The sequence below is a fragment of the Vibrio sp. sp1 genome (assembly GCF_016920955.1).
Taxonomy (GTDB): Bacteria; Pseudomonadota; Gammaproteobacteria; order Enterobacterales; family Vibrionaceae; genus Vibrio; species Vibrio alginolyticus.
In genome coordinates this window covers 2,723,294-2,748,141 of the sequence record NZ_CP060589.1, presented here as the reverse complement: position 1 = coordinate 2,748,141, position 24,848 = coordinate 2,723,294, and the positions used below count along the sequence as shown (strand labels likewise).

21 protein-coding genes are annotated in these 24,848 nt (G+C 45.5%); 14 read left to right on the top strand and 7 right to left on the bottom strand.

All coding sequences use genetic code 11. The features are described 5' to 3' along the window. The first annotated feature begins 373 nt into the window (after nt 1-373). Complete coding sequence (locus H9L11_RS12900) at nt 374-595, top strand: hypothetical protein (protein WP_005386686.1); 222 nt, start codon at nt 374-376, stop codon at nt 593-595. A gap of 135 nt (nt 596-730) precedes the next feature. Here H9L11_RS12900 and H9L11_RS12895 read toward each other — a convergent pair whose 3' ends face one another. Beyond that, the gene (locus H9L11_RS12895) at nt 731-979 is read right to left on the bottom strand and encodes a DUF1289 domain-containing protein (protein WP_005378062.1); all 249 of its coding nucleotides are present in this window, start codon (nt 977-979) and stop codon (nt 731-733) included. 184 nt (nt 980-1,163) lie between these two features. Here H9L11_RS12895 and H9L11_RS12890 point away from each other — a divergent pair, with 184 nt between their 5' ends. From H9L11_RS12890 to H9L11_RS12850, 9 genes are all read left to right on the top strand, one after another. After that, nucleotides 1,164-1,610, top strand: a complete 447-nt coding sequence (locus H9L11_RS12890; RefSeq protein ID WP_042522007.1) for an META domain-containing protein — start codon at nt 1,164-1,166, stop codon at nt 1,608-1,610. 435 nt (nt 1,611-2,045) lie between these two features. Further along, nucleotides 2,046-3,206 carry an ABC transporter substrate-binding protein gene (locus H9L11_RS12885; RefSeq protein WP_205390812.1) on the top strand — a complete coding sequence of 387 codons (1,161 nt, stop codon included), beginning with the start codon at nt 2,046-2,048 and terminating at the stop codon, nt 3,204-3,206. A 9-nt stretch (nt 3,207-3,215) separates the two neighbouring features. Beyond that, the gene (locus H9L11_RS12880; RefSeq protein ID WP_205390811.1) at nt 3,216-4,925 is read left to right on the top strand and encodes a thiamine ABC transporter permease; all 1,710 of its coding nucleotides are present in this window, start codon (nt 3,216-3,218) and stop codon (nt 4,923-4,925) included. After that, a complete protein-coding gene (locus H9L11_RS12875) occupies nt 4,891-5,538 on the top strand; it encodes an ATP-binding cassette domain-containing protein (RefSeq protein ID WP_042522013.1) in 648 nt (215 codons plus the stop codon). The genes H9L11_RS12880 and H9L11_RS12875 overlap by 35 nt, the downstream gene beginning before the upstream one ends. Continuing rightward, on the top strand, nt 5,531-6,142 hold the full coding sequence (locus H9L11_RS12870; RefSeq protein ID WP_205390810.1) for a CDP-alcohol phosphatidyltransferase family protein: 612 nt from the start codon (nt 5,531-5,533) through the stop codon (nt 6,140-6,142). Before H9L11_RS12875 ends, H9L11_RS12870 begins: the two co-directional genes overlap by 8 nt. 123 nt (nt 6,143-6,265) lie before the next feature. Beyond that, complete coding sequence (locus H9L11_RS12865) at nt 6,266-6,745, top strand: glycine zipper 2TM domain-containing protein (protein ID WP_005386695.1); 480 nt, start codon at nt 6,266-6,268, stop codon at nt 6,743-6,745. Between the two features lie 202 nt (nt 6,746-6,947). Then, complete coding sequence (gene norR, locus H9L11_RS12860) at nt 6,948-8,477, top strand: nitric oxide reductase transcriptional regulator NorR (RefSeq protein ID WP_205390809.1); 1,530 nt, start codon at nt 6,948-6,950, stop codon at nt 8,475-8,477. 174 nt (nt 8,478-8,651) lie between these two features. Further along, on the top strand, nt 8,652-10,313 hold the full coding sequence (gene hcp, locus H9L11_RS12855; protein WP_054577937.1) for a hydroxylamine reductase: 1,662 nt from the start codon (nt 8,652-8,654) through the stop codon (nt 10,311-10,313). An 81-nt stretch (nt 10,314-10,394) separates the two neighbouring features. Beyond that, nucleotides 10,395-11,450 (top strand): hybrid-cluster NAD(P)-dependent oxidoreductase, encoded by a 1,056-nt coding sequence (locus tag H9L11_RS12850; RefSeq protein WP_005495659.1) that lies wholly within the window; start codon nt 10,395-10,397, stop codon nt 11,448-11,450. Between the two features lie 90 nt (nt 11,451-11,540). Here the strand turns inward: H9L11_RS12850 and H9L11_RS12845 are convergent, their stop codons facing one another. The 3 genes from H9L11_RS12845 to H9L11_RS12835 all read right to left on the bottom strand — a co-directional run bounded on the left by H9L11_RS12845 (nt 11,541) and on the right by H9L11_RS12835 (nt 14,650). After that, nucleotides 11,541-12,473, bottom strand: coding sequence for a class I SAM-dependent methyltransferase (locus tag H9L11_RS12845; protein ID WP_005462366.1), 933 nt, complete (start codon nt 12,471-12,473; stop codon nt 11,541-11,543). Between the two features lie 31 nt (nt 12,474-12,504). Further along, nucleotides 12,505-13,197, bottom strand: a complete 693-nt coding sequence (locus tag H9L11_RS12840; protein ID WP_104978990.1) for a TIGR01621 family pseudouridine synthase — start codon at nt 13,195-13,197, stop codon at nt 12,505-12,507. Nucleotides 13,198-13,279: 82 nt separating this feature from the next. Next, on the bottom strand, nt 13,280-14,650 hold the full coding sequence (locus tag H9L11_RS12835; RefSeq protein WP_042522154.1) for a sodium-dependent transporter: 1,371 nt from the start codon (nt 14,648-14,650) through the stop codon (nt 13,280-13,282). Nucleotides 14,651-15,080: 430 nt separating this feature from the next. Here H9L11_RS12835 and cls point away from each other — a divergent pair, with 430 nt between their 5' ends. The 4 genes from cls (at nt 15,081) to H9L11_RS12815 (ending at nt 19,979) form a co-directional block, all read left to right on the top strand. Further along, a complete protein-coding gene (cls, locus tag H9L11_RS12830) occupies nt 15,081-16,535 on the top strand; it encodes a cardiolipin synthase (RefSeq protein WP_005378105.1) in 1,455 nt (484 codons plus the stop codon). A gap of 211 nt (nt 16,536-16,746) precedes the next feature. Then, the gene (locus H9L11_RS12825; RefSeq protein ID WP_205390807.1) at nt 16,747-17,952 is read left to right on the top strand and encodes a cystathionine beta-lyase; all 1,206 of its coding nucleotides are present in this window, start codon (nt 16,747-16,749) and stop codon (nt 17,950-17,952) included. A gap of 224 nt (nt 17,953-18,176) precedes the next feature. Further along, a complete protein-coding gene (locus H9L11_RS12820) occupies nt 18,177-19,106 on the top strand; it encodes a triacylglycerol lipase (protein WP_021033826.1) in 930 nt (309 codons plus the stop codon). A gap of 12 nt (nt 19,107-19,118) precedes the next feature. Continuing rightward, nucleotides 19,119-19,979 (top strand): lipase secretion chaperone, encoded by an 861-nt coding sequence (locus H9L11_RS12815; protein ID WP_064376947.1) that lies wholly within the window; start codon nt 19,119-19,121, stop codon nt 19,977-19,979. Nucleotides 19,980-20,003: 24 nt separating this feature from the next. On the opposite strand, the gene H9L11_RS12810 is transcribed toward H9L11_RS12815, so the two are convergent. From H9L11_RS12810 to H9L11_RS12800, 3 genes are all read right to left on the bottom strand, one after another. Next, nucleotides 20,004-20,570, bottom strand: a complete 567-nt coding sequence (locus tag H9L11_RS12810; protein ID WP_005378109.1) for a DNA-3-methyladenine glycosylase I — start codon at nt 20,568-20,570, stop codon at nt 20,004-20,006. Between the two features lie 72 nt (nt 20,571-20,642). Next, entirely contained in the window at nt 20,643-23,753 is a 3,111-nt protein-coding gene (gene vmeI, locus H9L11_RS12805) for an efflux RND transporter permease subunit VmeI (protein WP_064376948.1), read from the bottom strand. Beyond that, nucleotides 23,750-24,847, bottom strand: a complete 1,098-nt coding sequence (locus H9L11_RS12800; protein WP_005378112.1) for an efflux RND transporter periplasmic adaptor subunit — start codon at nt 24,845-24,847, stop codon at nt 23,750-23,752. Before H9L11_RS12800 ends, vmeI begins: the two co-directional genes overlap by 4 nt. Nucleotide 24,848 lies beyond the last annotated feature (1 nt).

The window sequence follows — 24,848 nt, the reverse complement described above, 5'->3', positions numbered from 1 at the left end:
ATTTCGTCAGGGCTTTCCTTAAAACCGAAGCTTTGTGCTTCGGTTTTTTATTTTCGATAAATTACTGAAAACTCTCCACCTTCACAATATGTTCAAAAATTGTTCATTTGTGTTATTGACGCCCCTGTGTTGGGCTTCTATGTTTGATAAGGTCTTTTAAATATGCAGGTTCATCGGCTAAATTTCGCGAAACATTTTTAATAGCATAGTCAATGATTCTGAGAAAGATGTGAATGGCGTTACAAACACTGCTCTCAAACAATTTGTCTTTGGACTTCAAACGATGGTGATGTGCCTCCACGCGCACACTAATGAGCAGCGATCTGGACGTCAATGTGTTCAAACTGCTGCCATCGAGTTCTGGAGGTCAAAAATGAAACGAGCCAGCAATAGCTACAGACTCCAAATGATCAAAGAAGTAGTTACCCGTAGAGAGCGTGAAGCTTGTACGGATCCTATGGCGAGATATATTCATCAACTGATGGATGAACGCCCAACAAGTAAATTAGATGTTGAATTCAATCATAGATTTTCAGGAAATCACTTCGACGAACAAGCGGGAGGCTGGGTTAGCGACCGTTGGTCGATGAAATAACGCCAATTACCGCTCTATAGGGAAAATGGATAGGAGATTCCCGGTTCTTAAAGGACACCTTGCCGGACCGGGAATATGTAAAAGCCTAATCAGAACCGAAAGCGAAGGCGTAACCCCACAGACTGAACAAGAATTCTAGAATAAGTCTTGTTGAGGCGATGACTCATCTTGAAGCTGTTCTGGCTTCGTCTTCCCGGCCAACATCTTTCTTCTGTACCTTTGACGACACAACTTAATAACGTGCAACTGCTGAGCGGGGGTTAAGTTAAGCCAATTAAACCTTTCCTCTCTCTTTCTCATACACCCCTTGCAATACCCTTTTTCATCGGAGGTACATACTCCAACACAAGGGCTTGGGACAGTAAAAAACTCCAGTTGCTCCATACTAAAACCGCTCTTTCCATATTAGGGCGTATTGGCCTAGTTTAAATAATGAGAAGATTAGTCAGCAACAAAACTTGCTATATACTTCGTTATGTCAAAAACATACGAAACCATAACCTTATGCTGACAAAAACAGTGTTTTATTACTTATACTTACCGCGTTTATAAAAACGGAGTCTATAAAATGAAGCTTAGCCTAAAAACGTTAGTTACAGCAATCTCTCTCCCTGTTCTTATGACTGCTTGTGCTAGCAACGGTGATGATGTGAAAGAAATAACGGCTCAAGATTTGCAGCACCACAACTGGGAACTTGTTCAAGTTGATGGCAAAAATATCGTTCTAGACGAACACCAAAAAGCGGCTCGCCTAGAAATCGGTGAAAATCTAACCGCAAACGGCAACGCAGGTTGTAACAACTTCTTCGGTCAAGCCGAGCTGAAAAACAACCAACTACGCATCGAAAAAATGGGCATGACCATGAAGATGTGTATGGAAGATCAAATGAAGATCGAAAACGCAATGACACAAACACTATCTAACTGGAGCGATATCACGCTAACTACAGATGGTCTTGTTCTGAAAAGTGCCGATCACGAATTGACGTTTACACTACGTGACTGGGTAAACTAATCCCAACTAAGTAAACCAGATAGTATCTTAAAGCAGCCAAACGGCTGCTTTTTTTATATCGATGAATCGTTAGTCATGCATGCCAAAGTCATTTAAATGGCCAACTTTCTTTCTCTTTTCGCCCTCAATTCCATGCTTTAAACATCAATTTTGCTCTGTAAAACAACCTATTCATATCTCTGGGGACAATAATTTTCAATTACTTGAAAGAATATCCTCAAACAAACGGTCCGCTCCTAAAATGACACCAAATTTGTCCTTTCTTCGTTTTGCTTCACATTGAGAGTAATTCTTTGAATCAATGAGTGATTCCGTTTGGGATTGGCATTGATAATAGAGAGAGATGAATTACTATCCTTGTAACAGAGCGGAACGACTTGCGAAAACGTCAATAGAAACGAAAGCAAGCACCAAAAGACATAACACGGAATAGATATGAAAAAGCTACTCAGCAGCATTGGCATTTTAGCCACGACTTTTGCGACACCTTCTTTTGCCGATTCATCAGTGAATAGCGAATGGCAAAAAATCGAACAACAAGCCGACGGGCAATCCGTCTACTTTCATGCTTGGGGCGGAAGCCAAGAAATTAATCGCTACATACAGTGGGCGAGTAGAGAGCTAAAATCACGTTATAACGTGACGCTAAACCACGTTAAAGTAACTGATATTTCTGAGACCACTACTCGACTTATCGCAGAAAAAGCGGCAGGCAAAAACAGCGGTGGCAGTGTTGATATGGTTTGGATCAATGGCGAAAACTTCAAATCAATGAAGGATAACCAATTGCTATTTGGTCCTTTTGTCGAAGGTTTGCCAAGCTGGCAATATGTGGATAAATCTCTACCAATTGATGTGGACTTCTCCGAGCCAACAGAAGGTCTAGAAGCACCTTGGGGAGTAGGACAATTAGTGTTTATCCATGACGAGCAAACCCTCCATAACCCTCCAAAATCATTCGCAGAAATGCTGAGCTATGCAAAAGCGTTCCCGAATCGCCTGACTTACCCTCGACCACCAGAGTTTCATGGCACAAGCTTTATCAAAGCATTACTCATTGAACTGTCTAACAACGCCCCTGAGCTGCAACAACCAGTTACCGATGACACGTTTGAGCAAGTCACTCAACCGCTGTGGTCTTATCTAGATGAGTTCCATAAAGTCGCTTGGCGCGGTGGTAAGCAGTTTCCAGGCGGTACAGCAGAAACCCTTCAGCTACTAGATGATGGTCAGACTGACCTGGCGATTACCTTTAACCCGAACGCGGTTTTCTCTGCGCAGTCGAGCGGTAATCTTGCAGAGAGCACCAAAGCGTACGCAATGGACGCAGGAGCACTCTCAAATATCCACTTTTTAGCGATTCCTTGGAACGCAAATGCCAGTGCTGGTGCACAAGTTGCGATAAACTTTTTATTGAGCCCTGAAGCACAGTCTCGCAAAGGTAACCTAAACATCTGGGGCGACCCTTCGGTACTAAGCAACCAATACCTAACTGGTTCGGCCAAAAACACTCAACAATTCAAATCTATCGCTGAGCCACATCCAAGTTGGCAAGCGACGTTAGAAAAAGAATGGTTGAAACGCTACGGGAATTAGTAAGAATCCATGTTAAGAGCGCTGTATTTAGTCATTATCGCAGTTTGTATTTTGCCTACCATTCCGGGACTACTTGGAGTGGTTGTCTCTGCGCTCGGTTATGTGCCTCCTATCGGCTTGCACCACTTTTCTTTAGATGGCTTTAACGCTGTTTTTGATTGGGAGGGTGTTTGGACATCCATCGGGCTTACTTTCTACTCTGCCATTTTCAGTAGCTACTTGGCTTGCTTGATCACATTTGCGATTTTGCAAGCCTCTTGGGGTAGCAAGTTTTGGCGAAAAATTGAAGTAAGCCTCTCGCCACTTCTTGCCATGCCGCACGTAGCGTTTGCGATTGGCTTTGCGTTCTTGTTTGCCCCAACTGGTATGGGCGTTAGGGTTCTCAACCAACTGTTTGGTTACGACCCGAATGCACAAACGGTGAATGACTTAGCATTGCTGATTAAAGATCCGCACGCACTCGGTTTGATCATCATGCTTGCGATTAAAGAAGTGCCGTTTTTATTGTTGATGAGTATTCCAATTCTTCAGCAATTGAAAGTCGATAAGATTGAAAAAGTCAGTCATTCGATGGGCTACAGTTCGGCGCAAGCGTGGTGGAAATGCGTGTTCCCACAGTGGATAGCAAAACTGCGCTTTCCAATGCTGGCGGTATTGGCTTACAGTTTGTCCGTTGTCGATGTCGCCCTGATTATTGGCCCCACCAACCCGCCGACGTTTGCGGTTTTGGTATGGCAATGGTTTAACGATCCAGATTTATCGCTCCTACCAAGAGCGGCCGCTGGCGCAGTAATACTGTTTGCGATCGCAAGCCTTTTGATTGGATTTGCACGCTTAATGGAATGGTGTATTACCAAAGGCTTCAAACGCTGGCAGTACTCTGGTCGAAACGGGTTTCGTTTACCCGGTAAAACCCTATTTTCACTGGTAGCGCTACTTGCACTTCTAATGATTCCACTCATGGTGCTGTGGAGCTTTGCCCAACGTTGGCGCTTTCCAGATTTGCTCCCAAGCCGTTACAGCCTGCGTTTTTGGGAATACGAATGGCACAGTATTCTAGGGACTCTAGAACAAAGTATGTCAATCGCCCTAATCAGCGCGACTGTCGCGCTAGTTCTTGCTTTAATAGCACATGAGTATCGTCTCCGTTATCGCTGGCAGGTGCCCGGTTACATCATCGCCATCCCAATGCTGATTCCTCAGCTATCCGTGCTATTCGGTATGCAAGTAGTGACGCTGTACTTAAACAGTAATGCGTATTTCTTTTGGGTATGTTGGGCGCATATATTCTTCGCATTCCCATTTATTTACCTCTCGCTAGACGGGCCGTGGCGCAGCTTCGATAACAGCTTAACTCGCGTCGCACTCAGCTTGGGTAAAACACCGATGCAAGCTTGGTTAAAAGTGAAACTGCCAATCCTCCTGCCTGCGATTGCATTCGCGTGGGCTGTCGGTATTAGTGTCAGCCTAGCGCAATACCTACCTACATTAGTTCTAGGGGCTGGGCGCATTAGCACCATCACAACCGAAGCCGTTGCACTATCCAGTGGTTTTGACCGACGTGTCACCGCTATTTACGCCATTTGGCAAGCTCTGCTGCCATTCATGTTCTTCTCTTTTGCGATACTGCTTAGCCACTTGCACAGGAAGTATCGCCGCTTGTCTATAAAAGGTTTACTACTGAATGAGTCTTTGTCTCGAAAACCTCGCCATCCGTAAAACCAATGGCGACGCGCTTTTCTCGGCGTTCAATATGACCGTAGAAAAAGGTGAAATCGTTACCCTGATGGGGCCTAGCGGTTGTGGTAAATCCACTTTGTTGGATGCCATTGCCGGGCACCTATCCGCCGAGTTCAACTACTCTGGATCCATTACGCTTGATAACGAAAAGTTGGATGCCCTCCCTGCCCATAAGCGTCAGGTCGGTATTCTGTTCCAAGAAGATTTGCTCTTCCCTCATTTAACGGTGTGGGAGAACCTTGCCTTCGCGCTACCAAACTCAATCAAAGGTGAAGAGCGTAAAGCTCACGCCATGCAAGCACTGAAGAACATTTCATTGACCAAACTAGCAGAGTCCTTTCCTGACCAAATTTCGGGAGGGCAACGCGCCCGTATCTCATTGACTCGTATGCTGCTAGCAAAGCCGAAAGTTGCGCTACTTGATGAGCCCTATAGCAAGTTGGATAAAGACCTGCGTGTACAATTTCGCAATTGGGTGGTCGAACAATTGCAGCAAGCGAACATCCCTACTTTGATGGTAACGCACGATGAAGATGATATTCCTGATGGCAGCCGCTGCCTAAACTGGCCGTGGGAGACAAATCATGCTTGATAGCCTGAGTATAAAGCTCATCCGCAAACCGCTGGCACTCAGTGCGACATATATCGATAAATGTGGCATCACCGCAAATCAGACGACAGTATTTGGTTTTGTGCTTGGCTGTTTTGCCCTGCCTGCTTTGATCGCCGAACAGTACTTGTTGGCGTTGCTGTTTATTTTGCTGAACAGAATCTGTGATGGGTTAGACGGTGCACTGGCAAGGATTCAAGGCATTACCGATGCGGGTTGCTTTCTTGATATCAGCTTAGATTTTTTGTTCTATTCGTTGATTCCTTTTGGCTTTGTGCTTGCCAACCCAGAACACAATGCCGTTGCAGGCGCATTTTTGATTTTTTCCTTCATCGGCACTGGTAGTAGCTTTTTGGCTTTTGCCATCATGGCAGGAAAACAAGGCATCGATAATCCGGTATATAAAAACAAATCGCTTTACTACATGAGCGGCTTAACCGAAGGTACAGAAACCATTGGCTGCTTGATTTTATTTTGTTTGCTACCGCAACACTTTGCCGTCATCGCGTATATCTTTGGCGCGGCATGCTGGTTTACTACTTTTACACGTATTTATTCAGGGTTTCATACGCTTAACGATCATTAATACTGCTTAGACAATCGCGTTTCCTTAAGGGACAGGCCGCTAAGCCACTGTTTTATAAAGCACCAAAACGCAGGTTAAATTGGGGTATATACTCTTTGAATGAAGAAACCATTCGGAGGCTATATGAAAAAACAGATCAATTTAGGCATGTTGCTCACCATTACTTGTGCGCTCGTGCTTGGCGGCTGTAGCTCACCTAACCCGTACGGAGATGCATACGGCTCATCCGACACTCGCAAAGTTCAGCAGGTTTACTACGGCACAGTAGAAAAAGTAGAACCCGTAACCATTGATGCCTCTACCCAATCCAATGCCATTGGCACCATCGCTGGTGCTGCCGTGGGCGGGATCTTAGGCTCAAAAGTTGGGGGCGGTTCTGGCTCGGATATCGCTGCCATTGGTGGTGGTCTATTGGGTGGCTATGCAGGCAGCAAAGCGGCTGAAGCAACCGCGAAAAGAAATGGCGTGAATCTGACCATTCGTTTAGAGGACGGAAAGATTATCTCTATTGTTCAAGAAGCAAATCCAAACATGATTTTCCAACCAGGCCAAGCGGTCCAAATCAATGTTTCTGGTAATGACGCTAGAGTCGTTCCTCGTTAATTCGGACGAACCAAACCTTTGGCCTGCTTTAATTCAAACACCTAACCCGCGCAAGCTTACATCACTGGCTTGTTAACTTGCGCGTTTCTTTTCGTATCAAACTTGATCGTCGTCAATGGAACATCAATCTCCCACACCTTTCGATGTTCAAATGACATCAAGTTGCTAGCATGAGCCCATTCCAGATAACTTTGGGCTTGTTATGACACCGACTGTTGACCACGTACTCCTTAATATCGCGCTAAACCTCAGCTCTAATCGCTCTCATGAGCAGCAATATCAAAACCTCATTGATGGGGTCGCGCAAGTATTCCCATGTGATGCGAGCTGCCTGTTTATCTTCGATGAGGATGGGTTTCTAACTCCTGTCGCGGTAAAAGGCTTATCCAGCTCGGTCTTAGGTCGTCGCTATTTCCCCAAAGCGCACCCTCGCTTAGATGCCATTATTCATAGCCGAGAACCTGTACGTTTCGATGCCGATTGTGCGCTTCCGGATCCTTTTGACGGCACACTATTAACCGAAGACCAGTGCATTGATGTTCATGATTGCATGGGCTTTAGCTTGTATGTGGAAGGACAACTTGTTGGCGCACTAACTATGGATGCTCTAACGGTGGACGCGTTTGATGACATTGACCCTGTCGCTATTGAAACCTTTGCGGCTTTGACCGCTGCGACATTGCGTAACATTGCGCAATTAAAAGCACTCAAAGCACAAAACCAGAAGCAAAAAAGCGTCACTCAAACCCTTATCCAGCAAGCCCGTTCTCAACATGGCGAAATGGTGGGTTTGAGTCCGCAGATCAACCAGTTACGAAACAACATTGCGACCGTTTCTCAATCAGATTACGCGGTACTTATCACAGGAGAGACCGGTACTGGTAAAGAACTGGTCGCGCACTCGGTGCACGCGCAATCTCATCGTAGCGATAAGCCGATGATTTACGTAAACTGTGCGGCCCTGCCTGAAGGTCTGGCTGAAAGTGAACTATTTGGCCATGTCAAAGGCGCATTTACAGGTGCTAATAGCCACCGTGCCGGTAAGTTTGAACTGGCAGACGGTGGAACGATTTTCCTTGATGAAGTGGGCGAACTGCCTTTGATTTTGCAAGCAAAATTGCTGCGCGTAATTCAGCAAGGCGAGCTGCAACGTGTAGGTAGCGATCAGCATTTGATGGTCAATGTGCGCATCATCGCAGCGACCAATCGACAACTAGAAAAAGAGGTCGAAGCTGGCACGTTTCGAGCAGACCTTTTCCACCGTTTGAACGTGTTCCCAATCCAAGTCCCCCCACTGCGTGCCCGTGACGGGGATATTCCCGTTTTAGCAGGATATTTGTTGGAAAAAGTACGCCAACAATTCAATGCACCCAATCTGCACGTTCACCCTAAAGTGTTGACTCAATTGGAATCTTTACCTTGGTACGGAAACGTGCGCGAGCTCGAACACACTTTAACTCGCGCGGCTTTACACGCCATTCAACAAGGCGCAAGCACGATCATGCTTAACCATTTCGACACCTCATTGGCTCTCGATGATGTAAAAAACACATCGCATTATCTGCCTAAAGAAAGCCAACCAATGCGAGAGCTAATAGAAAGCTATCAACGTGATTTAATTGAACATGCTTTGAGCCAAACTGGTGGCGTTTGGGCAAAAGCAGCGGAGTTTTTACAAATAGATCGAGGGAACTTATATCGGATGGGTAAAAAGCTCGGGATCAATAAATAACCGACCACAAGAAGCCGATGTGATTAAGACATCAGCTGCGTTGTCTTAATCACATCAACCACTCTCCTAAATCTGATAAAATTCAATACAAATCAACAAGATAATAATTGGCACGCATTCTGCTCTCTAGTGGTCAACATCACGACTATTAAAACAATCACTGGAGAACCCAATATGTTCTGTATTCAATGTGAACAGACAATTCAAACCCCTGCTGTTAAAGGTTGTTCTTTTGCACAAGGTATGTGTGGTAAAACTTCTGAAGTATCTGACCTTCAAGACGTGTTGGTTTACACACTGCAAGGGGTTTCTTTTTGGGCATCAAAAGCACTTGAATTCAACATCATTAACGATGAAATCAACCAATGGGCACCAAAGGCATTTTTCTCTACATTGACGAACGTAAACTTTGACCCTGAACGTGTCCTAGAGCTAACTTCTCAAGCGGCAACGTACAAAGCATTGCTAAAAGAGCAAGTAATGTCTGCTGCAACACTCGCCGATACCGAAGTTGCTGACATCCCTGTTGTTGCTCACTTTGAGCTACCAAATAGCGCAGAAGCAATCTTAGCTTTTGCTCCTCAAGTCGCGGTTAACCGTGGTAAGGACCAAGTACATGAAGATGTGATTGGCCTACGCCTACTTTGCCTATACGGCCTTAAGGGTGCAGCCGCGTACATGGAGCACGCACGTGTTCTTGAGCAAACCAACAACGATATCTATGCCGAATACCATGAAATCATGGCGTGGTTGGGCACAGACCCTGAAGATCTCGGCGAACTACTTGATTGCTCAATGCGCATCGGCCTGATGAACTACAAAGTGATGGAAATGCTCGACCAAGGTGAAACAATGACCTTCGGCCATCCAGAACCAACCACGGTGAACGTCAAGCCAGTAAAAGGCAAATGTATTCTTGTTTCTGGCCATGATTTGCATGACCTAGAAAAAATCCTGCAACAGACTGAAGGCAAAGGCATTAACGTTTATACCAACGGTGAAATGCTGCCTGCACACGGCTACCCTGAGCTGAAGAAATATCCTCATCTTGTCGGCAACTACGGCAGCGCATGGCAAAACCAACAGAAAGAATTCGCAAACTTCCCTGGCGCAATCGTAATGACGTCAAACTGCTTGTTGAATCCAAATGTGGGTCAATACGCAGACCGTTTATTCACTCGTAGTATTGTTGGCTGGCCTGGTGTGGCTCACATCGAAGGCGATGATTTTAGCCAAGTGATTGAATGTGCTCTAGCGCAAGATGGTTTCCAACACGATGAAATCGAACACCACATCACGGTTGGTTTTGGTCGAAATGCACTGATGAACGCCGCCCCTGCGGTTATCGACCAAGTGAAGCAAGGCAACATCAAGCACTTCTTCCTAGTCGGCGGTTGTGACGGCGATAAAGCGGAACGTAGCTACTACACCGATTTTACGGCTGAAGCACCAGAAGACACGCTAATCCTGACCTTGGCGTGTGGTAAGTTCCGCTTCAACAAGAATACGTTTGGCGATATCAACGGCATTCCTCGCCTATTGGATGTGGGCCAATGTAACGATGCTTACTCTGCAATCCAGCTTGCACTTGCACTGGCGAAAGAGTTTGACTGTGACATCAATGAACTGCCACTCACGCTTGTGCTTTCTTGGTTCGAGCAAAAAGCGATCGTTATCTTGCTAACGCTATTTGCATTGGGCGTGAAAGGCATTTACACAGGCCCTACTGCACCGGCATTCCTAACGCCAAACCTAATCGCCATCATCCAAGAGAAGTTCGATATGCGCAGTATTGGCAATGTTCAGGATGATCTAAAAGCCATCCTAGCAGCTTAATAAACTTGCTTGTTACGCGCCTCCTTACGCGGAGGCGCTATCTATTTCGAACCAAAAATAGCCACAACCAAAGAGATTGTTATGTTTTTTGAATGGCAAGGTAACCAACCCGTCACACTCCGTTGCATCGACAAATACTTCGAAACACACGACACCGTCAGCATAAAATTGGCCGAACTAACCGAATCACTTCTGTTTCAGTTTAAGCCTGGCCAGTTTATTAACTTGGGCGTCGAAATTGATGGAAAAATGGAGTTTCGTGCCTATTCAATCAGCTCGATCAATGAAGACGATCACCTTCAACTCACCATCAAACGAGTATCTGGCGGTAAAGTATCGAACTACATCGTTGACTCGCTGCTGCTCGGTGATACTGTTCAAGCATTACCACCAGCAGGCGAATTTAACTGCATCGACCATCCACCCGTGTTACGTGATGGCGAAACAAAAGCCTTGCTTATCAGTGCAGGTTGCGGCGTCACGCCCGTATTTTCGATGGCAAAGCACTGGCTGAGTAATCAAGATGAAAACGACAACGATGTGGACATCGCATTTCTTCATATTGCACGCAGCCCAGAAGAGACGATTTACTACGATCAGCTAGAAACGTTCGACGCTGTGTATCCCAACTTCCATTTAAAGCTGTTGCTGAAAAACCGCGAAGGAACGTCACACCCACAAGGTCGTTTGAATGCCGACTGGCTTAAAGAGCTTGTTCCTGATTTCAAACAGCGCACCGTTTACCTGTGTGGTCCAAGCCAGTTTATGCAAGATGTTCACGGCTATTTGAATGACCTTGGTTTTGACATGACGAACTTCTACCAAGAGAGTTTTACGCCAGCGACTGGCGCAGAAACATCGGTCTCCGATGAAGTTGTTCGTGTTTCTGTTCCTGACTTTGCTCAAACCATCGATGCGCAAAAAGGTCAGGTACTGGCCGATGTGCTTGAAGGCGCAGGTTTACCATTAATCGTCGCTTGTCGTAGCGGCATTTGTGGCTCGTGCAAATGCAAGGTTCGTCAAGGCAGCGTCTCTTCCACCAGCCTAGAAACATTAACGCCAGAAGAAATTGAACAAGGCTATGTGCTCGCCTGCTCATCAACCATCGAAGCGGATCTTGAACTGCAGATTGGTTAATTTTCCAAATACAAAAAAGCGCCGCGATACGTCTGTCTAGTTGTTTCGCGGCGCTTTTTTTGATGTTACTTCTGTTGCAACAAAAGTCTTTTAGCTAAATAACAACACTTTCAATGCAGCTTCGCTGTCTACGTCCATAAACTCTGGTGGGTTATCCAGACGCTCACGGAATGTCAACTCTGGCGCTTCTTCTTTCATGCTTTCAATCAAGAAGTCGCTTGTCACAGATGGCGAGTTCACACATGCCATCACTTGACCGCCTTCTGCCAACAAATCCGGCAATCGACGTAGAATCTTTTTGTAATCTTTCGTCAGCGCAAAGCTGCCTTTCTGGAATGAAGGCGGATCGATGATAATCAAGTCATACTGACCAGATTTTTTAATCTTACCCCACGATTTAAAGATATCGTGCCCCATAAAGCTTACCTGGTTGATGTTATGACCATTTAGCTTGTGGTTCTCACGACCTTTAGACAGCGACGCTTTTGCCATATCGACGTTAACCACTTTATCTGCGCCACCCGCAATGGCAGCGACAGAAAAGCCACACGTGTAAGCAAACAAGTTGAGCACGTTTTTATGCTTCGCATTTTCGCGAACCCAATCACGACCGTAGCGCATGTCCAAAAACAGACCGAAGTTTTGGTTGCGGCCAATATCCAATTGGTATTTCAAGCCGCTTTCTTCAACGACAGGGCGAGCGTCTAATTCACCGACAAGCACTTCTGAAGGCGCACCATCGGCATAACGGTGCTGAAGAACCATGGTGCGACCTTGCTTGTCTGCCCACAGTTGTGATTGTGCCAACGCATTCAGGCCGCTTTTCAGCTCAGCGAGAAACGCGTCGTCGACTTCTTTAAACAAGTTGATGATCAACTGACCTTGTAACCAGTCACAGGTGATTTGCTCTAGACCTTCAAAACGACGGCCACGACCGTGAAACAGTCGACGAATTTCATTCGGAGCTTGCGCGAGCTCGGTTTCTAGATGCTGAAAAAACAGCGGAAGTTGTGATGCTTGCATCGAGTTCTCTTATTAGTTTTCTTTGTGACGGTTATTTGATCGTAGGCCAGTTCAGTTCCCAAGGGGAAAGCCAAGTATCCAAACCCTGAGAGACGATTTCACTGTGCCATTTGTTACCAAGCACTTTGTATTCTCGTGGATCGCAAACAAAGCGACATTGCTCATCTCGGTATTGGAAGCAAAGTGAAAATGCATGCAGATAACCGCGATCAGCCTCATTGCCTGCATTGTAAATCGGGTCGCCAACAATGCCTGAGCCAACCGATTTTAATGCCACGCGGATTTGATGCGTTTTACCAGTGTGTGGCTTACATAAAAATAGGCGCTCTCCGGGCTCTGCCGCAAGAGAGAAAAACTGGGTGACGGCTGGGTTATTTTTGCTGTTGACCAGCTTCCATGATGAACGGCGCGAACGCTCCATATCACCAACGACCAAACCTTGTTTCTTTTTCGGCTTTTTAGAGCCAATCGCTAGGTAGAACTTTTCTACTTGGCGGTCAGCGAAGGCTTGCGATAACGCACTGGCCGCTTTGGCGTTGCGTCCGAGGAGCAGAATACCCGATGTCATTTTATCCAAGCGATGGATAAGATAGAGCTGCTGATCACCACTCTGCTTAGCCACTTCTTGCAGCAGCATTGTGTCGCCATCGTCTTTATGAACAGAGACGTTGGGATGCTTATTGATGATCAGAAAATCGGGATGGGTATGTAGAATATCGAACATAAAAAACTGGCTCCACGTTTGGAGCCAGCAGTATACATAAGTTATCGGACAAAGCTATCGAGGCTTGCCCCCAAGGTATTTGCTAAAGCTTCTTCGAGAAAATGCCAGCAAGACCAATGATTGCGATACCCAGCAGCATGATTTCACCTTTGCCACTATCAAAGCCAGACTTAATCCCCATGAAGGCAACAATAGCAATCGCAACAGGAATCAGGTATTTAACTAGGTTGTACCACAATCCAAATAGCGGGAAGGATACTTCGCCGTCATTAGTGATCTCTTTTTCTAGCTCAGCACGGCTTAGGCGCCATCCAGCAAAGATACAAACCAACATACCACCAACCGCTAGGAAGATTTTGTCCGTTAGCAAGTCGAAGATATCAAAGGCACCGGTACCAAACAGCGTTGGTCCCATTCCACCTAACGATAGTGACGCAAAAATACATAATGCCGCCATAACTGCGCTTGCAGACAGAACTGCGTTAGAGCGCTTCATGCCTTTCTCGTCAATTAGGTAAGACACGACAACTTCCAATAGTGATACTGAAGAAGTTAATGCCGCCACCGTCAAACCGATGAAAAATAGCAACGCGAATAGCAACCCAATCACACCGCCCATTTCAGCAAATAGCTGAGGAACGACAACGAATACAAGACCAGGGCCTGCTGCAGGCTCCATGCCAAAGGCAAACATTGCTGGGAACATAGCAACACCAGCAAGAATCGCGACACCTGTATCCATCGCAGTAACCATACCGGTTGTTTGAACTAGGTTCTCTTTCTTCTTCAGGTAAGAACCGTACGTCATCATACAACCCATACCTAAGCTAAGTGAGAAGAACGCCTGCCCTAGTGCAGCAAGAACTACGTTGCTGTCGACTTTAGAAAAGTCCGGCATGAATAAGAACTCAAGGCCAGCCATTGCACCTGGCAGCATCAAGCCTTTAACAGAAACAACGATTAGGATTAAGAACAGAAGCGGCATCAGAACCTTACCGGCTTTCTCAATACCACCCGAAATCCCTTTCATCACGATCATGACGTTAAGGAACAGGTAAACACCCATCCACATTAAAGGTTGAATCGGATCTGAGATGAAACCGCCAAAGCTGTCGCCAATTGCTTCTGGCGCGCTGAGTAGACCACCGCCCACTTTAAAGATGTAGGCCAATGCCCAACCACCAACCACTGGGTAGAAGCCCATGATCAAAAGACCACTGAAGACTCCCATAACGCCAGTGAACGTCCAGCGTCGGTCAGTTGTTTTGAATGCACCTACGGCAGAAAGACCTGTCTTACGACCAATAGCGAACTCTGTCAGCATCACGCTAAAGCCGATAAAAATTACAAAGATAAGATAGATAGCAACGAATGCACCGCCGCCACTCTCACCTGCTGTGTAAGGGAATTTCCATATATTGCCTAAACCGACAGCGGAACCCGCTGCTGCCATTACGAAGCCTAGTTTAGACCCCCACGTATCACGTGATGCTGCTGTATTAGTTGTAGCCACGCTTTTTCTCCAAAATTAGTTTGTTGTGTATGCATAGAGATAGGCGTCTAAAAAGTTTTTGTAAAAATTATTGTACACTTATAAAATAAGCGTTCGACGCACTATGTCTAGAAAGTAAAGCAGCTCCCCTTTAAAATTGGAACCCCAAAAAAGTACATTTATCGCACAAGTGTCGAGTTACGCAGGTTAAATGCTGCTTTTTTGTTCAAAAGTTAAAGAATGGCCTTATTTTTCACATTAAAATAACAGAATCAGCTGTTATGAAATTCGTTCCTCATATAAGGTCAATCCCACGTCTAAATGGGAAATCTATTCCCCCAACCCACTTTTATGCTTAATATCCTAGAAGGGCATATTACTCTGAGCGTATATGGACAAGTTTTATCACTTTCTTACTTTAGCTGGCATCGGGCTATATTGGTTACTGGTCGCAGGTGTGACCATTCGTGTCGTTTTAAAGCGCCGTGCAGTGAGCGTGTCTTTAGCTTGGCTAATGATCATTTATATCCTTCCCGTTCTGGGTGTCGCATGTTATTTCCTCTTCGGTGAACTGAACTTAGGCAGAAAACGAGCCGAACGTGCGAAAGAGATGTTTACACCATTCGAGAAATGGTTCAGTCAGCTTAACGACTGTAACGCGCACAACCCAGAAACGATGGGAAGGCACATCTACCGAATTGATGAACTTTGTAACAACCGCCTTGGTCTTCCCGCATTGAGCGGTAATACATTGTCGCTGCAACAGTCACCTAATGAGATTTTGCATTCCATTATTGAAGACATCGAAAACGCGCAGAGCAGTATTCGAATGGTATTCTACATTTGGCATCCGGGTGGTTTGGCTGACTCTGTCGCTTCTGCACTTATCCAAGCGGCTAAACGCGGCGTAGATGTCAAACTATTGCTCGATTCAGCAGGTAGCCCGCGTTTTTTCAGAAGTCCTTGGTATCGAATGATGCAGGATGCTGGAATTGAAGTTATTCAAGCGTTAGAAGTGAAGATGTGGCGTATTTTCTTACGTCGTCTTGATCTTCGCCAGCATCGCAAGATCATCGTAATTGATGATGAAATTGCTTATACAGGTTCAATGAACTTGGTTGACCCGGCTTACTTCAAGCAAAATAGTGGCGTTGGGCATTGGGTGGACATCATGGTTCGCATTACGGGACCAACGGTAAACGTATTGAGTGCCATCCACTGTTGGGATTGGGAAGTCGAAACTGGCGAACGCCATTTACCGAGACTACCTGAATGTAAAATCGATGAGAGTGAATTCCAACACCCTATTCAGGTTGTGCCTTCTGGCCCAGGTATGCCGGAATATCTGATCTATCAAGTATTAACATTGGCAATAAACCAAGCCAATCGCTCGGTACGAATCACAACACCATATTTCGTGCCCAATGCTGATTTACTCGAAACGTTAAAGATGACAGCACAACGAGGCATTGACGTTGAACTCATTATTCCCCATAAAAATGACTCTATGATGGTGCAATGGGCGTCACGCGCTTTTTATAGTGAGCTCTTGAGTGCAGGGGTCAAGATTTATGAGTTTTATGGTGGTTTGCTGCATACAAAATCTGTCGTAATTGACGACCAATTCTGTTTAGTTGGCACCGTAAACATGGATATGCGCAGCTTGTGGCTGAACTTCGAAGTGACCCTCGCCGTTGATGACGAAGAGTTCACCAAGCAAATGTCTTGGTTACAAGATAGCTATATTAAGCAATCTCACACTGTTGTATTGGAAGAATGGGAGAAAAGGAGCCTATTTTCTCGGTTCTTAGAGCGAGTGTTCTATCTCTTCAACCCACTCCTCTAATACCTCAAATACACCGACTAAAAAACCTCCAGCGCTACATGCATCCTGCTGGAGGTTTGTTCTTTTAGCTCCCTATGTACACGATACCTCTCGACATCATTACCTGTTCATCTTGGCTGTTATTGGCTGATAGTTGACTTTTCCCTTGCATAACCTACGTCGTCCATGTTTTAAATATTCAAAACCGCAATATTTAAGACAGGGAACTTTTATGTCAGAGGGAAAAAAAACCAAACTCATTACCGCTGGCCGCGATAAAAAGTGGACAAATGGTGTTGTAAACCCACCCGTTCAACGCGCTTCAACTGTGGTATTCAATACCGTTGCAGAAAAGAACCAAGCCACCATTAATCGTGCAAACAAAACGTTGTTTTATGGTCGCCGAGGCACCAACACGCACTTTGCTTTCCAAGACGCAATGGTTGAGATTGAAGGTGGAGCTGGTTGCGCGCTTTACCCTTGTGGAACGGCAGCAATTTCAAACACCATCCTCTCTTTCGTTGAAACTGGCGATCACATTCTAATGGTGGACACTTGTTACGAACCAACTCGTGACTTTTGTAACACCATCATGAAGAAAATGGGCATCGAAACCACCTATTATGACCCAATGATCGGTGAAGGTATCCGAGACTTGATTCAGCCGAATACCAAAGTCCTTTTCTTGGAGTCTCCTGGTTCAATAACCATGGAAGTCCAAGATGTGCCTACATTAGCGCGCATTGCCCACGAGCAAGATATCATCGTGATGCTAGACAACACATGGGGAGCTGGCGTGAACTTCTCTCCTTTCGAGCATGGCGTAGACATTTCCATTCAAGCGGCAACTAAGTATATCGTTGGACATTCAGATGTCATGCTAGGTACTGCTGTGGCTTCTGAAAAGTATTGGGATCAGCTTCGTGAACAAAGCTACCTGATGGGTCAGTGCGTTTCTCCTGACGACGCATACCTAGGTCTTCGAGGTATTCGCACGTTGGATGTTCGCCTAAGACAGCACGCAGAAAGCAGTTTAAAAGTCGCTCAGTGGCTCGCTTCTCGCCCAGAAGTTGATCATGTCCGCCATCCAGCTTTAGAAACAAATCCTGGCCATGAGTTTTTCAAACGAGACTTCACAGGTGGAAACGGCTTGTTTTCATTTGTTCTCAAAACGTCTTATCCAAAAGCGACGACGGCTCTGCTTGATGGCATGAAACACTTCAGTATGGGTTACTCTTGGGGCGGTTATGAAAGCCTCATTCTAGCTAACGAACCTAAGAGCTTTAACAGCCTGAGAACCATAGCTCACCCACACTTTGAAGGTACTTTGGTTCGTATTCATATTGGCTTAGAAGACGTGAATGACTTGATCGCTGATTTAGAGGCTGGTTTTGCGCGTTATTACGCCTTAATGCTTGAAAAAGAAGCCTCCCTATAACAATGATTGAATCGCCCTGCATTGCGGGGCGTTTTTATAAACCCCTGACTTAATTAGAATTAACTAACATTCACCCGAGCCATTAATTAATGTTAATCATTTGTGTTGTTTTTCAATTGAGCAGTCACAGAATGAAATAATGTGCCACAAATAGGCTTTCCAAATTTAGAGTTTCTCTCCTACTTTTTATCACTCATAAGAGGTCATACCACAAGGAGATAGTTTTGAAACTCAAATTTATAGCGCTAATGCTTTTTACCTTAGTTACCGTCCCAATAACCTCCGTATACGCTGCAACAGGTTATACCCAAACCAAGTATCCGATTGTTCTGGTTCACGGTTTGTTTGGTTTTGATACCCTGGCAGGCGTTGATTACTTTTTCGGAATACCACATTCCTTAACAAAAGATGGCGCTACGGTTTATGTTGCACAGGTATCCGCGACCAATAGCAGCGAAGTTCGAGGGGAGCAACTGCTTGCTCAAGTAGAAACCTTACTTGCAGCAACAGGCGCAGAGAAAGTCAATCTCATTGGTCACAGTCATGGTGGTCCAACAACGCGCTATGTTGCCTCTGTCCGTCCTGACCTAGTCGCATCAGTTACGAGTATAGGAGGCGTTAATAAAGGGTCTAAAGTAGCCGATTTAGTTCGTGGCACCGTATCTGAGGGTTCGGGTAGTGAGCAGCTCGCGGTAAAACTGGCGCAAGGTTTAACCACTCTTATTAATCTTCTATCAGGTGGTTCTGATCTCGACCAAGACCCTTTGGCCTCATTAGCAGCATTAACCACGGAAGGATCATTAGCGTTTAACCAACACTACCCTGAGGGAGTCCCTACCAGTGAATGTGGTAATGGTGACTTGCTGGCTTCAAATGGCGTTTATTACTACTCATGGACCGGATCATCCACTTTTACAAACGTTTTCGATCCGACTGACGCTGCCATGATGGTACTTGGCTTAGCCTTTGATGGGCCAAATGATGGCTTAGTTGGTGCGTGCAGCACACATTTGGGCAAAGTCATACGTGATGATTATCAAATGAACCATTTGGATGAAATTAACGGCCTACTCGGTATTCATCATCTTTTTGAAACCGATCCAGTCACGCTTTATCGCCAACATGCAAATCGTCTCAAACTTCAAGGTTTATAAGAGGTCATCACAATGAAGAAAGTCGCTCTCACCACTTTTATCCTGCTCTCGATATTTGGCGTGGGAGCGCTTTCTCTGTTGCAAAGCGACAAACAACAAGAGATAACCTCTAACCATTCGCCATCTCAGCAAGATATAGCCGCCGATGTCTCTTCCCCAAAAGATTTCTTCGAATATTCTCTTAGCCGGCTGGGCGAAGAAGATCTCGATACGATCAAAGCGGAAGTCAATGATGACACTTTAGCAAAGCAAACTCTGAATATTGATGCCAAACTTTTTCAAACCTACCTTTCCTACAAGCAAGCACTCTCTGCATTAGAGCCTTTTGAGCACAACCACCTAACGCTTGAACAGTTAACCATGCTGAATGAAGCAATACTGAACTTACAGCTTCAATACTTTAACGAGGTGCAGATAACCCAATTGTTTGACGAAGAAAACCGACTTCGCCAACTTGCATTGGAAAAACTGACGATTAAAACACAGGCATCGGATATCGAGAGTCAGACCCACCTTCTCAATCAAGCGTTATCAGAACAACCGGATTACATACGAGAAAGTGAACGCAATAACGCATTAGCAGAGCAGCTCGAGCAAGCTTCTCAGCTTGATTCACAAGACATGTACATCGCCCGTGTTGCTCTGGTAGGAGATGCCGGAGCGCAGAGGCTGCAAAAGCTTGATGAGCAAAGAGCATCATTTAAGACTCAACTCGCCACTTACTTAAAGCAGCGTCAAAATATTCTGAATAGGGATTTTCTAGGGCAAGACGAAAAACAGGCAGAAATCATTGCTTTAAGAAAACAAAGCTTCGATGCCACTCAATGGCGTCGAATCGAAGCTTTGGAACGTATTCATGATAGCCAGAACTAACAACATTAGCTTAATAGCCAAACGTCACTTATTCTGCTTTTTAGGACATCCAACGATATGGTCATCCACCATGCCGACGGCTTGCATGAAAGCATAACAGATGGTTTCACCGACAAACTTGAAGCCTTTCTTTTTTAGGAATTTACTCATGGCTTTGGATTGCTCTGTCGAAGCTGGTACGTCACTCATATGTTGCCATTGATTGACGATTGGTTCACCGTCCACGAACTGCCACAACGCGTCTGATAAACTCCCGTATTCAGCAATTAACGCTTTGGCCGCTTTGGCATTACTAAATACCGAGTTAATCTTTCCGCGATGTCTCACAACATCGAAGTTTTCCACGATGTATTCAGCGCGTTCTTCATTTCTTTGTTCCAACGCATCTAGGTCGTAGTTCTCGAACGCTTCTCTGTAACCTTCGCGTTTTTTAAGGATGGTGATCCAGCTAAGCCCAGCTTGCGCACCTTCCAAAGTAATAAATTCAAACAGGACTTGGTCGTCATATACTGGCACGCCCCATTCGGAATCATGATATTCGCGTTCTAATGGGTGATTCATCGCCCACGCACACGTTTTTTGTTCTGTCATTATTCTTCCTTAAAAAGCGCCTCTAACTGATGAGCTAGAGGCGCGATATTTTTCATCGTTATATCAGTAGCACTAAGCCTGTTTCGGTACTGCCACTTTATGGAACAAACGATACAACACTGGCACGACAATCAGTGTCAGGACTGTCGCAAAACCCAAACCAAACATAATCGTAACCGCCATTGGTTTGAAGAAAATATCTGGCAACAGTGGGATCATACCAAGGATCGTCGTGATAGCAGCCATACAAACGGGACGGACGCGACTTACCGCAGCATCAACGACCGCGTCATAAGCCTCTTTACCGGACTTCATTTCAATTTCAATTTGGTCCAGTAATACGATGCCATTTTTGAGCACCATTCCCGATAAGCTTAAGAAGCCGAGCAATGCCATAAAACCAAACGGCGTGTTGAGTGCCAACAAACCAGTGGTGACACCAATTAACGCCAGCGGCACGGTAAGCCAAACAATGAGTGGCTCTTTGATAGAGTTAAATAGGAATACAGTGATCAAGAACATGAACAAGTACCCCATTGGCATAGTAGTAAACAGTGACTCTTGAGCATCACCTGAAGATTCGTATTCACCACCCCACTCTAAGGAATAACCTGGTGGTAATTGAATCGCTTCGATTTGGGGCTGTAAGCGTTTTTGCAACGTCGATGCGGTTTCTTCACCTAGAATATCTGGGTCTGCCATCACAGTGAGCATACGCTTACGGTTCTTACGCACAATAATAGGATCCTCCCAACGCATGTCGTAACCCATTGTGACTTGTTGAAGTGGGATAAACTCACTCTGTGCTGGACTCCATATTTTCATGCCTTCGATGTTACGAATATCAATGCGTTCATCTTCAGGTAAGCGAGCCACGATAGGCATGAGCGTAGTGCCGTCTCGGTAAAGACCTATCGTCATTCCAGAGAATGACATGGACAAGAAGTCATCGACATCTGATTTTGTAATGCCATAGCGACGTGCCTGACTCTCGTTAAACTGAGGTTCAAGAACTTGGGTTCGTTCACGCCAATCATGCCTGATATTTGTTGCCTGAGGATCGGCGTACATGATGTCCTTGACCTGAGCGGCTATCGTACGAAGGACGGTTGGATCTGAACCAATAATGCGCGCTTCAATTTTTGCACCACCACCAGGGCCTAACTCAATCTGTTTGAGCTTGTAATTGATTTCTGGGTAGTTGGCTTTTAAATACTCTCGAAACTTCGCCATTAATGGTTTTAACGCTTCGTAGTTTTCCATACGAGTGGTTATCTCACCATAAGCCGCATAACTTTTCTCTGGCGCGTACGTTAACATGAAGCGCTGTAAGCCTTTACCCGCGGTCGTCGTGATATGGTCAACATGCTCTTGCTTAGCTAACCAACTTTCTAACTCTTTAAGCGTTGTGTTGGTTGCTCGAATATCAGTTCCTTCTGGCATCCATACATCTAACTGAAAAATCGGCGTTGTCGAAGATGGGAAAAACGCTTGCTTCACAAAGGTGAACCCGTAAACACTTGCCGCTAATCCCGCAATCAGCACCACAACGGTAAACCAAGCACGACGCATACAAAACTGAAGAAACTTTTTATAAATAACGAAAATAACCCCGTTATATGGATCATTTTCTTCCCCTTCACCTTGTTTAATCTTCTGGCCTTTAAAGAAGATGTCAGCAAAGAACGGTGTCAACGAGATAGCGGTAAACCAACTCAACATCAATGAGATCAGCAGAACCGTAAACAAAGTGCCACAGTATTCACCCGTCGAGTCTTCAGACAGTCCAATGGGCGCAAATGCAGTTACAGCAATCACAGTTGCCCCAAGTAATGGCCACTTGGTTTGGGTAACGATGTCAGTCGCCGCTTGGAGTCGAGTTCGCCCTTTTTGCGTACCAATCAAAATCCCCTCAACCACGACGATTGCATTGTCCACCAACATACCTAACGCGATAACCAAGGCACCTAATGAAATCCGCTGCAAATCTATCGCGAGATACTTCATGAAAATGAACGTACCCAACACCGTCAGCAGTAAAATTAAACCGATAAGCAGACCTGAACGTAGCCCCATAAAGAACAGAAGTACGATAATGACGATACCGACAGCTTGAGCCAAGCTGACAACAAAACCGCTAACCGATTTATCCACCTCTTTAGGCTGACTGTAAATTTCCGAGATTTCGATACCAACAGGTTGTTGGTACTTTAGCTCTCCAAGGCGATGATCAAACGCTTTTCCGACTTCAACGACGTTGACGCCTTCAGCAAAAGAAACACCCACGTTTAGTGCGAGGCTGCCGTTAAAATTAATAATATTATTCGGGACTTCTACGTAACCACGTTTTATTTCCGCCACATCTTTCAAGAAGATGAGCCCCTGAGCACCCGACTCAGTAATCAACAAATCGCCTAGCTCATCCACACTCTGGAACTCGCCAGTCGGCTGAATTCTGATGTACTCATCACCAATTCTGATCGCTCCTGCGTCAGAAACTACGTTTTGCGTCGAAAGAAGATTAAACACGGTATCCGGAGCAAGACCTATACTGCTCAATTTTTTCATCGATACTTCGATGAACACTTGCTCTTGCTGTTGCCCAGATACCGAAACTTTACTCACGCCATCAACCAGTTCGAGCTCTCGGCGTAAGTAATCGACGTAATCCAGTAGCTCTTTATAGCTATAACCGTCGCCAGTCACCGCTAACAAAATCCCGTAAACATCACCAAAATCATCGATCACTTGAGGTTCATTCACACCTGGAGGCAACGTCCCTTTAAGGTCGTTCACTTTACGGCGCAACTCATCCCAAATTTGTGGTAGATCATCAGGGCCATAATTGTTCTTCATCGTGACCGTGATTTGCGATAATCCTCGGCTAGAAATCGAATTCACTTCATCAACATAAGTAAGCTGCTGAATCGCTTTTTCGATTGGATACGTCACTTCTTCTTCGACTTGTTGCGGTGTCGCACCAGGGTAAGAGGTCACTACCATCGCATCTTTAATAGTAAAAGCAGGGTCCTCAAGACGCCCTAAACCAAAGAATGCGGCGATACCACCAATCAAAAATATCAGTGCAACCATCCAACTGATGACGCGATTTCGGATGAAGTACGCAGCAATACCGGTCACATCATCATCACTTTGAGGCACTGATTTATTAAGATCGCTCATAGACCGGCCTCCTGCGTAGCCATTTCCTGTATCACTTCCACTTTCATGCCATCCCTTAATCGAGAAACACCGGCAATCACAACTTTGTCTTTGAGCATGAGACCATCAAGGATTTGAATGGACGTTTTAGATGCCTTACCTGCTCGCACCTGTTTGCGCGATACCGTATTGTCGTCATTCAGTACCCAAACAAATTTGTTTTCGCGCCCCAGCTCGTCACCGTCCGCATTGAAAATGGCTTCGATAGGGACATTAATTCCTAGGTTGAGATCAAGCCCAACATTCTCGTCTTTAGAAGTTACCTCAACAGCCATACCATCTAGGATGTACTCTTCTTCCGGCATAGGAAGCGACAGTGTGACAGTAAACGTACCTGTTGTTGGATCGGGCTCAGTCGTAAATTCTTTTACCGTCGCGTTATATTCATTACCACTGGGCACGCGCACTAATGCTTTGATCGCGGTAAGCCTTTCTTCCGTTGGCGGTTGGTTCACATAGAGGCGGTCAGGAAGCTGAATCAACACTTCGACTCGCTCCAAGCTGTGAATATTAACGATATGCTGTCCGACTTGAACATTTTCGAATTGGTCGATATTAACTCGCGAAATAATCCCATCCACGGGCGCTTTTAAGGCAGTAAATGATAGACGAAGTTTGGCTAACTGAAGCTCAGCTAAGGCGATTTGTCGTTGTGCTGCAATTTCATCAAACTGAGACTTAGCTAATAGGCCTTTATCAACCAAAGGGCGTGAGCGGCGATACTGACTGTCGACAACAGAAAAACGCGCACTCGCATTATCTACATCCAACTCATAGTCAGTGGGATCTAGCGTTGCAATAACATCACCCTTCGTGACTTTGTCGCCCTCTTTTACCATGATGCGGCTGACTTCTCCTGCCACTCTGAAGCTCAAATGAGAGCGATCCGCTGCATTCGCAACCGCAGGGAAGTACAAGTTGTCATCCACCTTGTTTCCCGCTAATGACGTAACTCTAACTCGTGGCGTTTCGAGCTCTTTTTCTGGCGCCTTATCCCCACAGCCAACGAGAAAAAGCGTTGAAAGTAAAGTCGCTAGAGAGATGATTCCTTTCATA

Coding starts and splice junctions, on each gene's coding strand:
- H9L11_RS12825 (WP_205390807.1), top strand. CDS start 16,747: ATGTCAGAGGGAAAAAAAACCAAACTCATTACCGCTGGCCGCGATAAA.
- norR (WP_205390809.1), top strand. CDS start 6,948: ATGACACCGACTGTTGACCACGTACTCCTTAATATCGCGCTAAACCTC.
- H9L11_RS12875 (WP_042522013.1), top strand. CDS start 4,891: ATGAGTCTTTGTCTCGAAAACCTCGCCATCCGTAAAACCAATGGCGAC.
- H9L11_RS12880 (WP_205390811.1), top strand. CDS start 3,216: ATGTTAAGAGCGCTGTATTTAGTCATTATCGCAGTTTGTATTTTGCCT.
- H9L11_RS12840 (WP_104978990.1), bottom strand. CDS start 13,197: ATGTTCGATATTCTACATACCCATCCCGATTTTCTGATCATCAATAAG.
- H9L11_RS12870 (WP_205390810.1), top strand. CDS start 5,531: ATGCTTGATAGCCTGAGTATAAAGCTCATCCGCAAACCGCTGGCACTC.
- H9L11_RS12900 (WP_005386686.1), top strand. CDS start 374: ATGAAACGAGCCAGCAATAGCTACAGACTCCAAATGATCAAAGAAGTA.
- H9L11_RS12835 (WP_042522154.1), bottom strand. CDS start 14,650: ATGGCAGCAGCGGGTTCCGCTGTCGGTTTAGGCAATATATGGAAATTC.
- H9L11_RS12865 (WP_005386695.1), top strand. CDS start 6,266: ATGAAAAAACAGATCAATTTAGGCATGTTGCTCACCATTACTTGTGCG.
- H9L11_RS12845 (WP_005462366.1), bottom strand. CDS start 12,473: ATGCAAGCATCACAACTTCCGCTGTTTTTTCAGCATCTAGAAACCGAG.
- H9L11_RS12810 (WP_005378109.1), bottom strand. CDS start 20,570: ATGACAGAACAAAAAACGTGTGCGTGGGCGATGAATCACCCATTAGAA.
- cls (WP_005378105.1), top strand. CDS start 15,081: ATGGACAAGTTTTATCACTTTCTTACTTTAGCTGGCATCGGGCTATAT.
- H9L11_RS12815 (WP_064376947.1), top strand. CDS start 19,119: ATGAAGAAAGTCGCTCTCACCACTTTTATCCTGCTCTCGATATTTGGC.
- H9L11_RS12890 (WP_042522007.1), top strand. CDS start 1,164: ATGAAGCTTAGCCTAAAAACGTTAGTTACAGCAATCTCTCTCCCTGTT.
- H9L11_RS12885 (WP_205390812.1), top strand. CDS start 2,046: ATGAAAAAGCTACTCAGCAGCATTGGCATTTTAGCCACGACTTTTGCG.
- H9L11_RS12800 (WP_005378112.1), bottom strand. CDS start 24,847: ATGAAAGGAATCATCTCTCTAGCGACTTTACTTTCAACGCTTTTTCTC.
- hcp (WP_054577937.1), top strand. CDS start 8,652: ATGTTCTGTATTCAATGTGAACAGACAATTCAAACCCCTGCTGTTAAA.
- H9L11_RS12850 (WP_005495659.1), top strand. CDS start 10,395: ATGTTTTTTGAATGGCAAGGTAACCAACCCGTCACACTCCGTTGCATC.
- vmeI (WP_064376948.1), bottom strand. CDS start 23,753: ATGAGCGATCTTAATAAATCAGTGCCTCAAAGTGATGATGATGTGACC.
- H9L11_RS12895 (WP_005378062.1), bottom strand. CDS start 979: ATGGAGCAACTGGAGTTTTTTACTGTCCCAAGCCCTTGTGTTGGAGTA.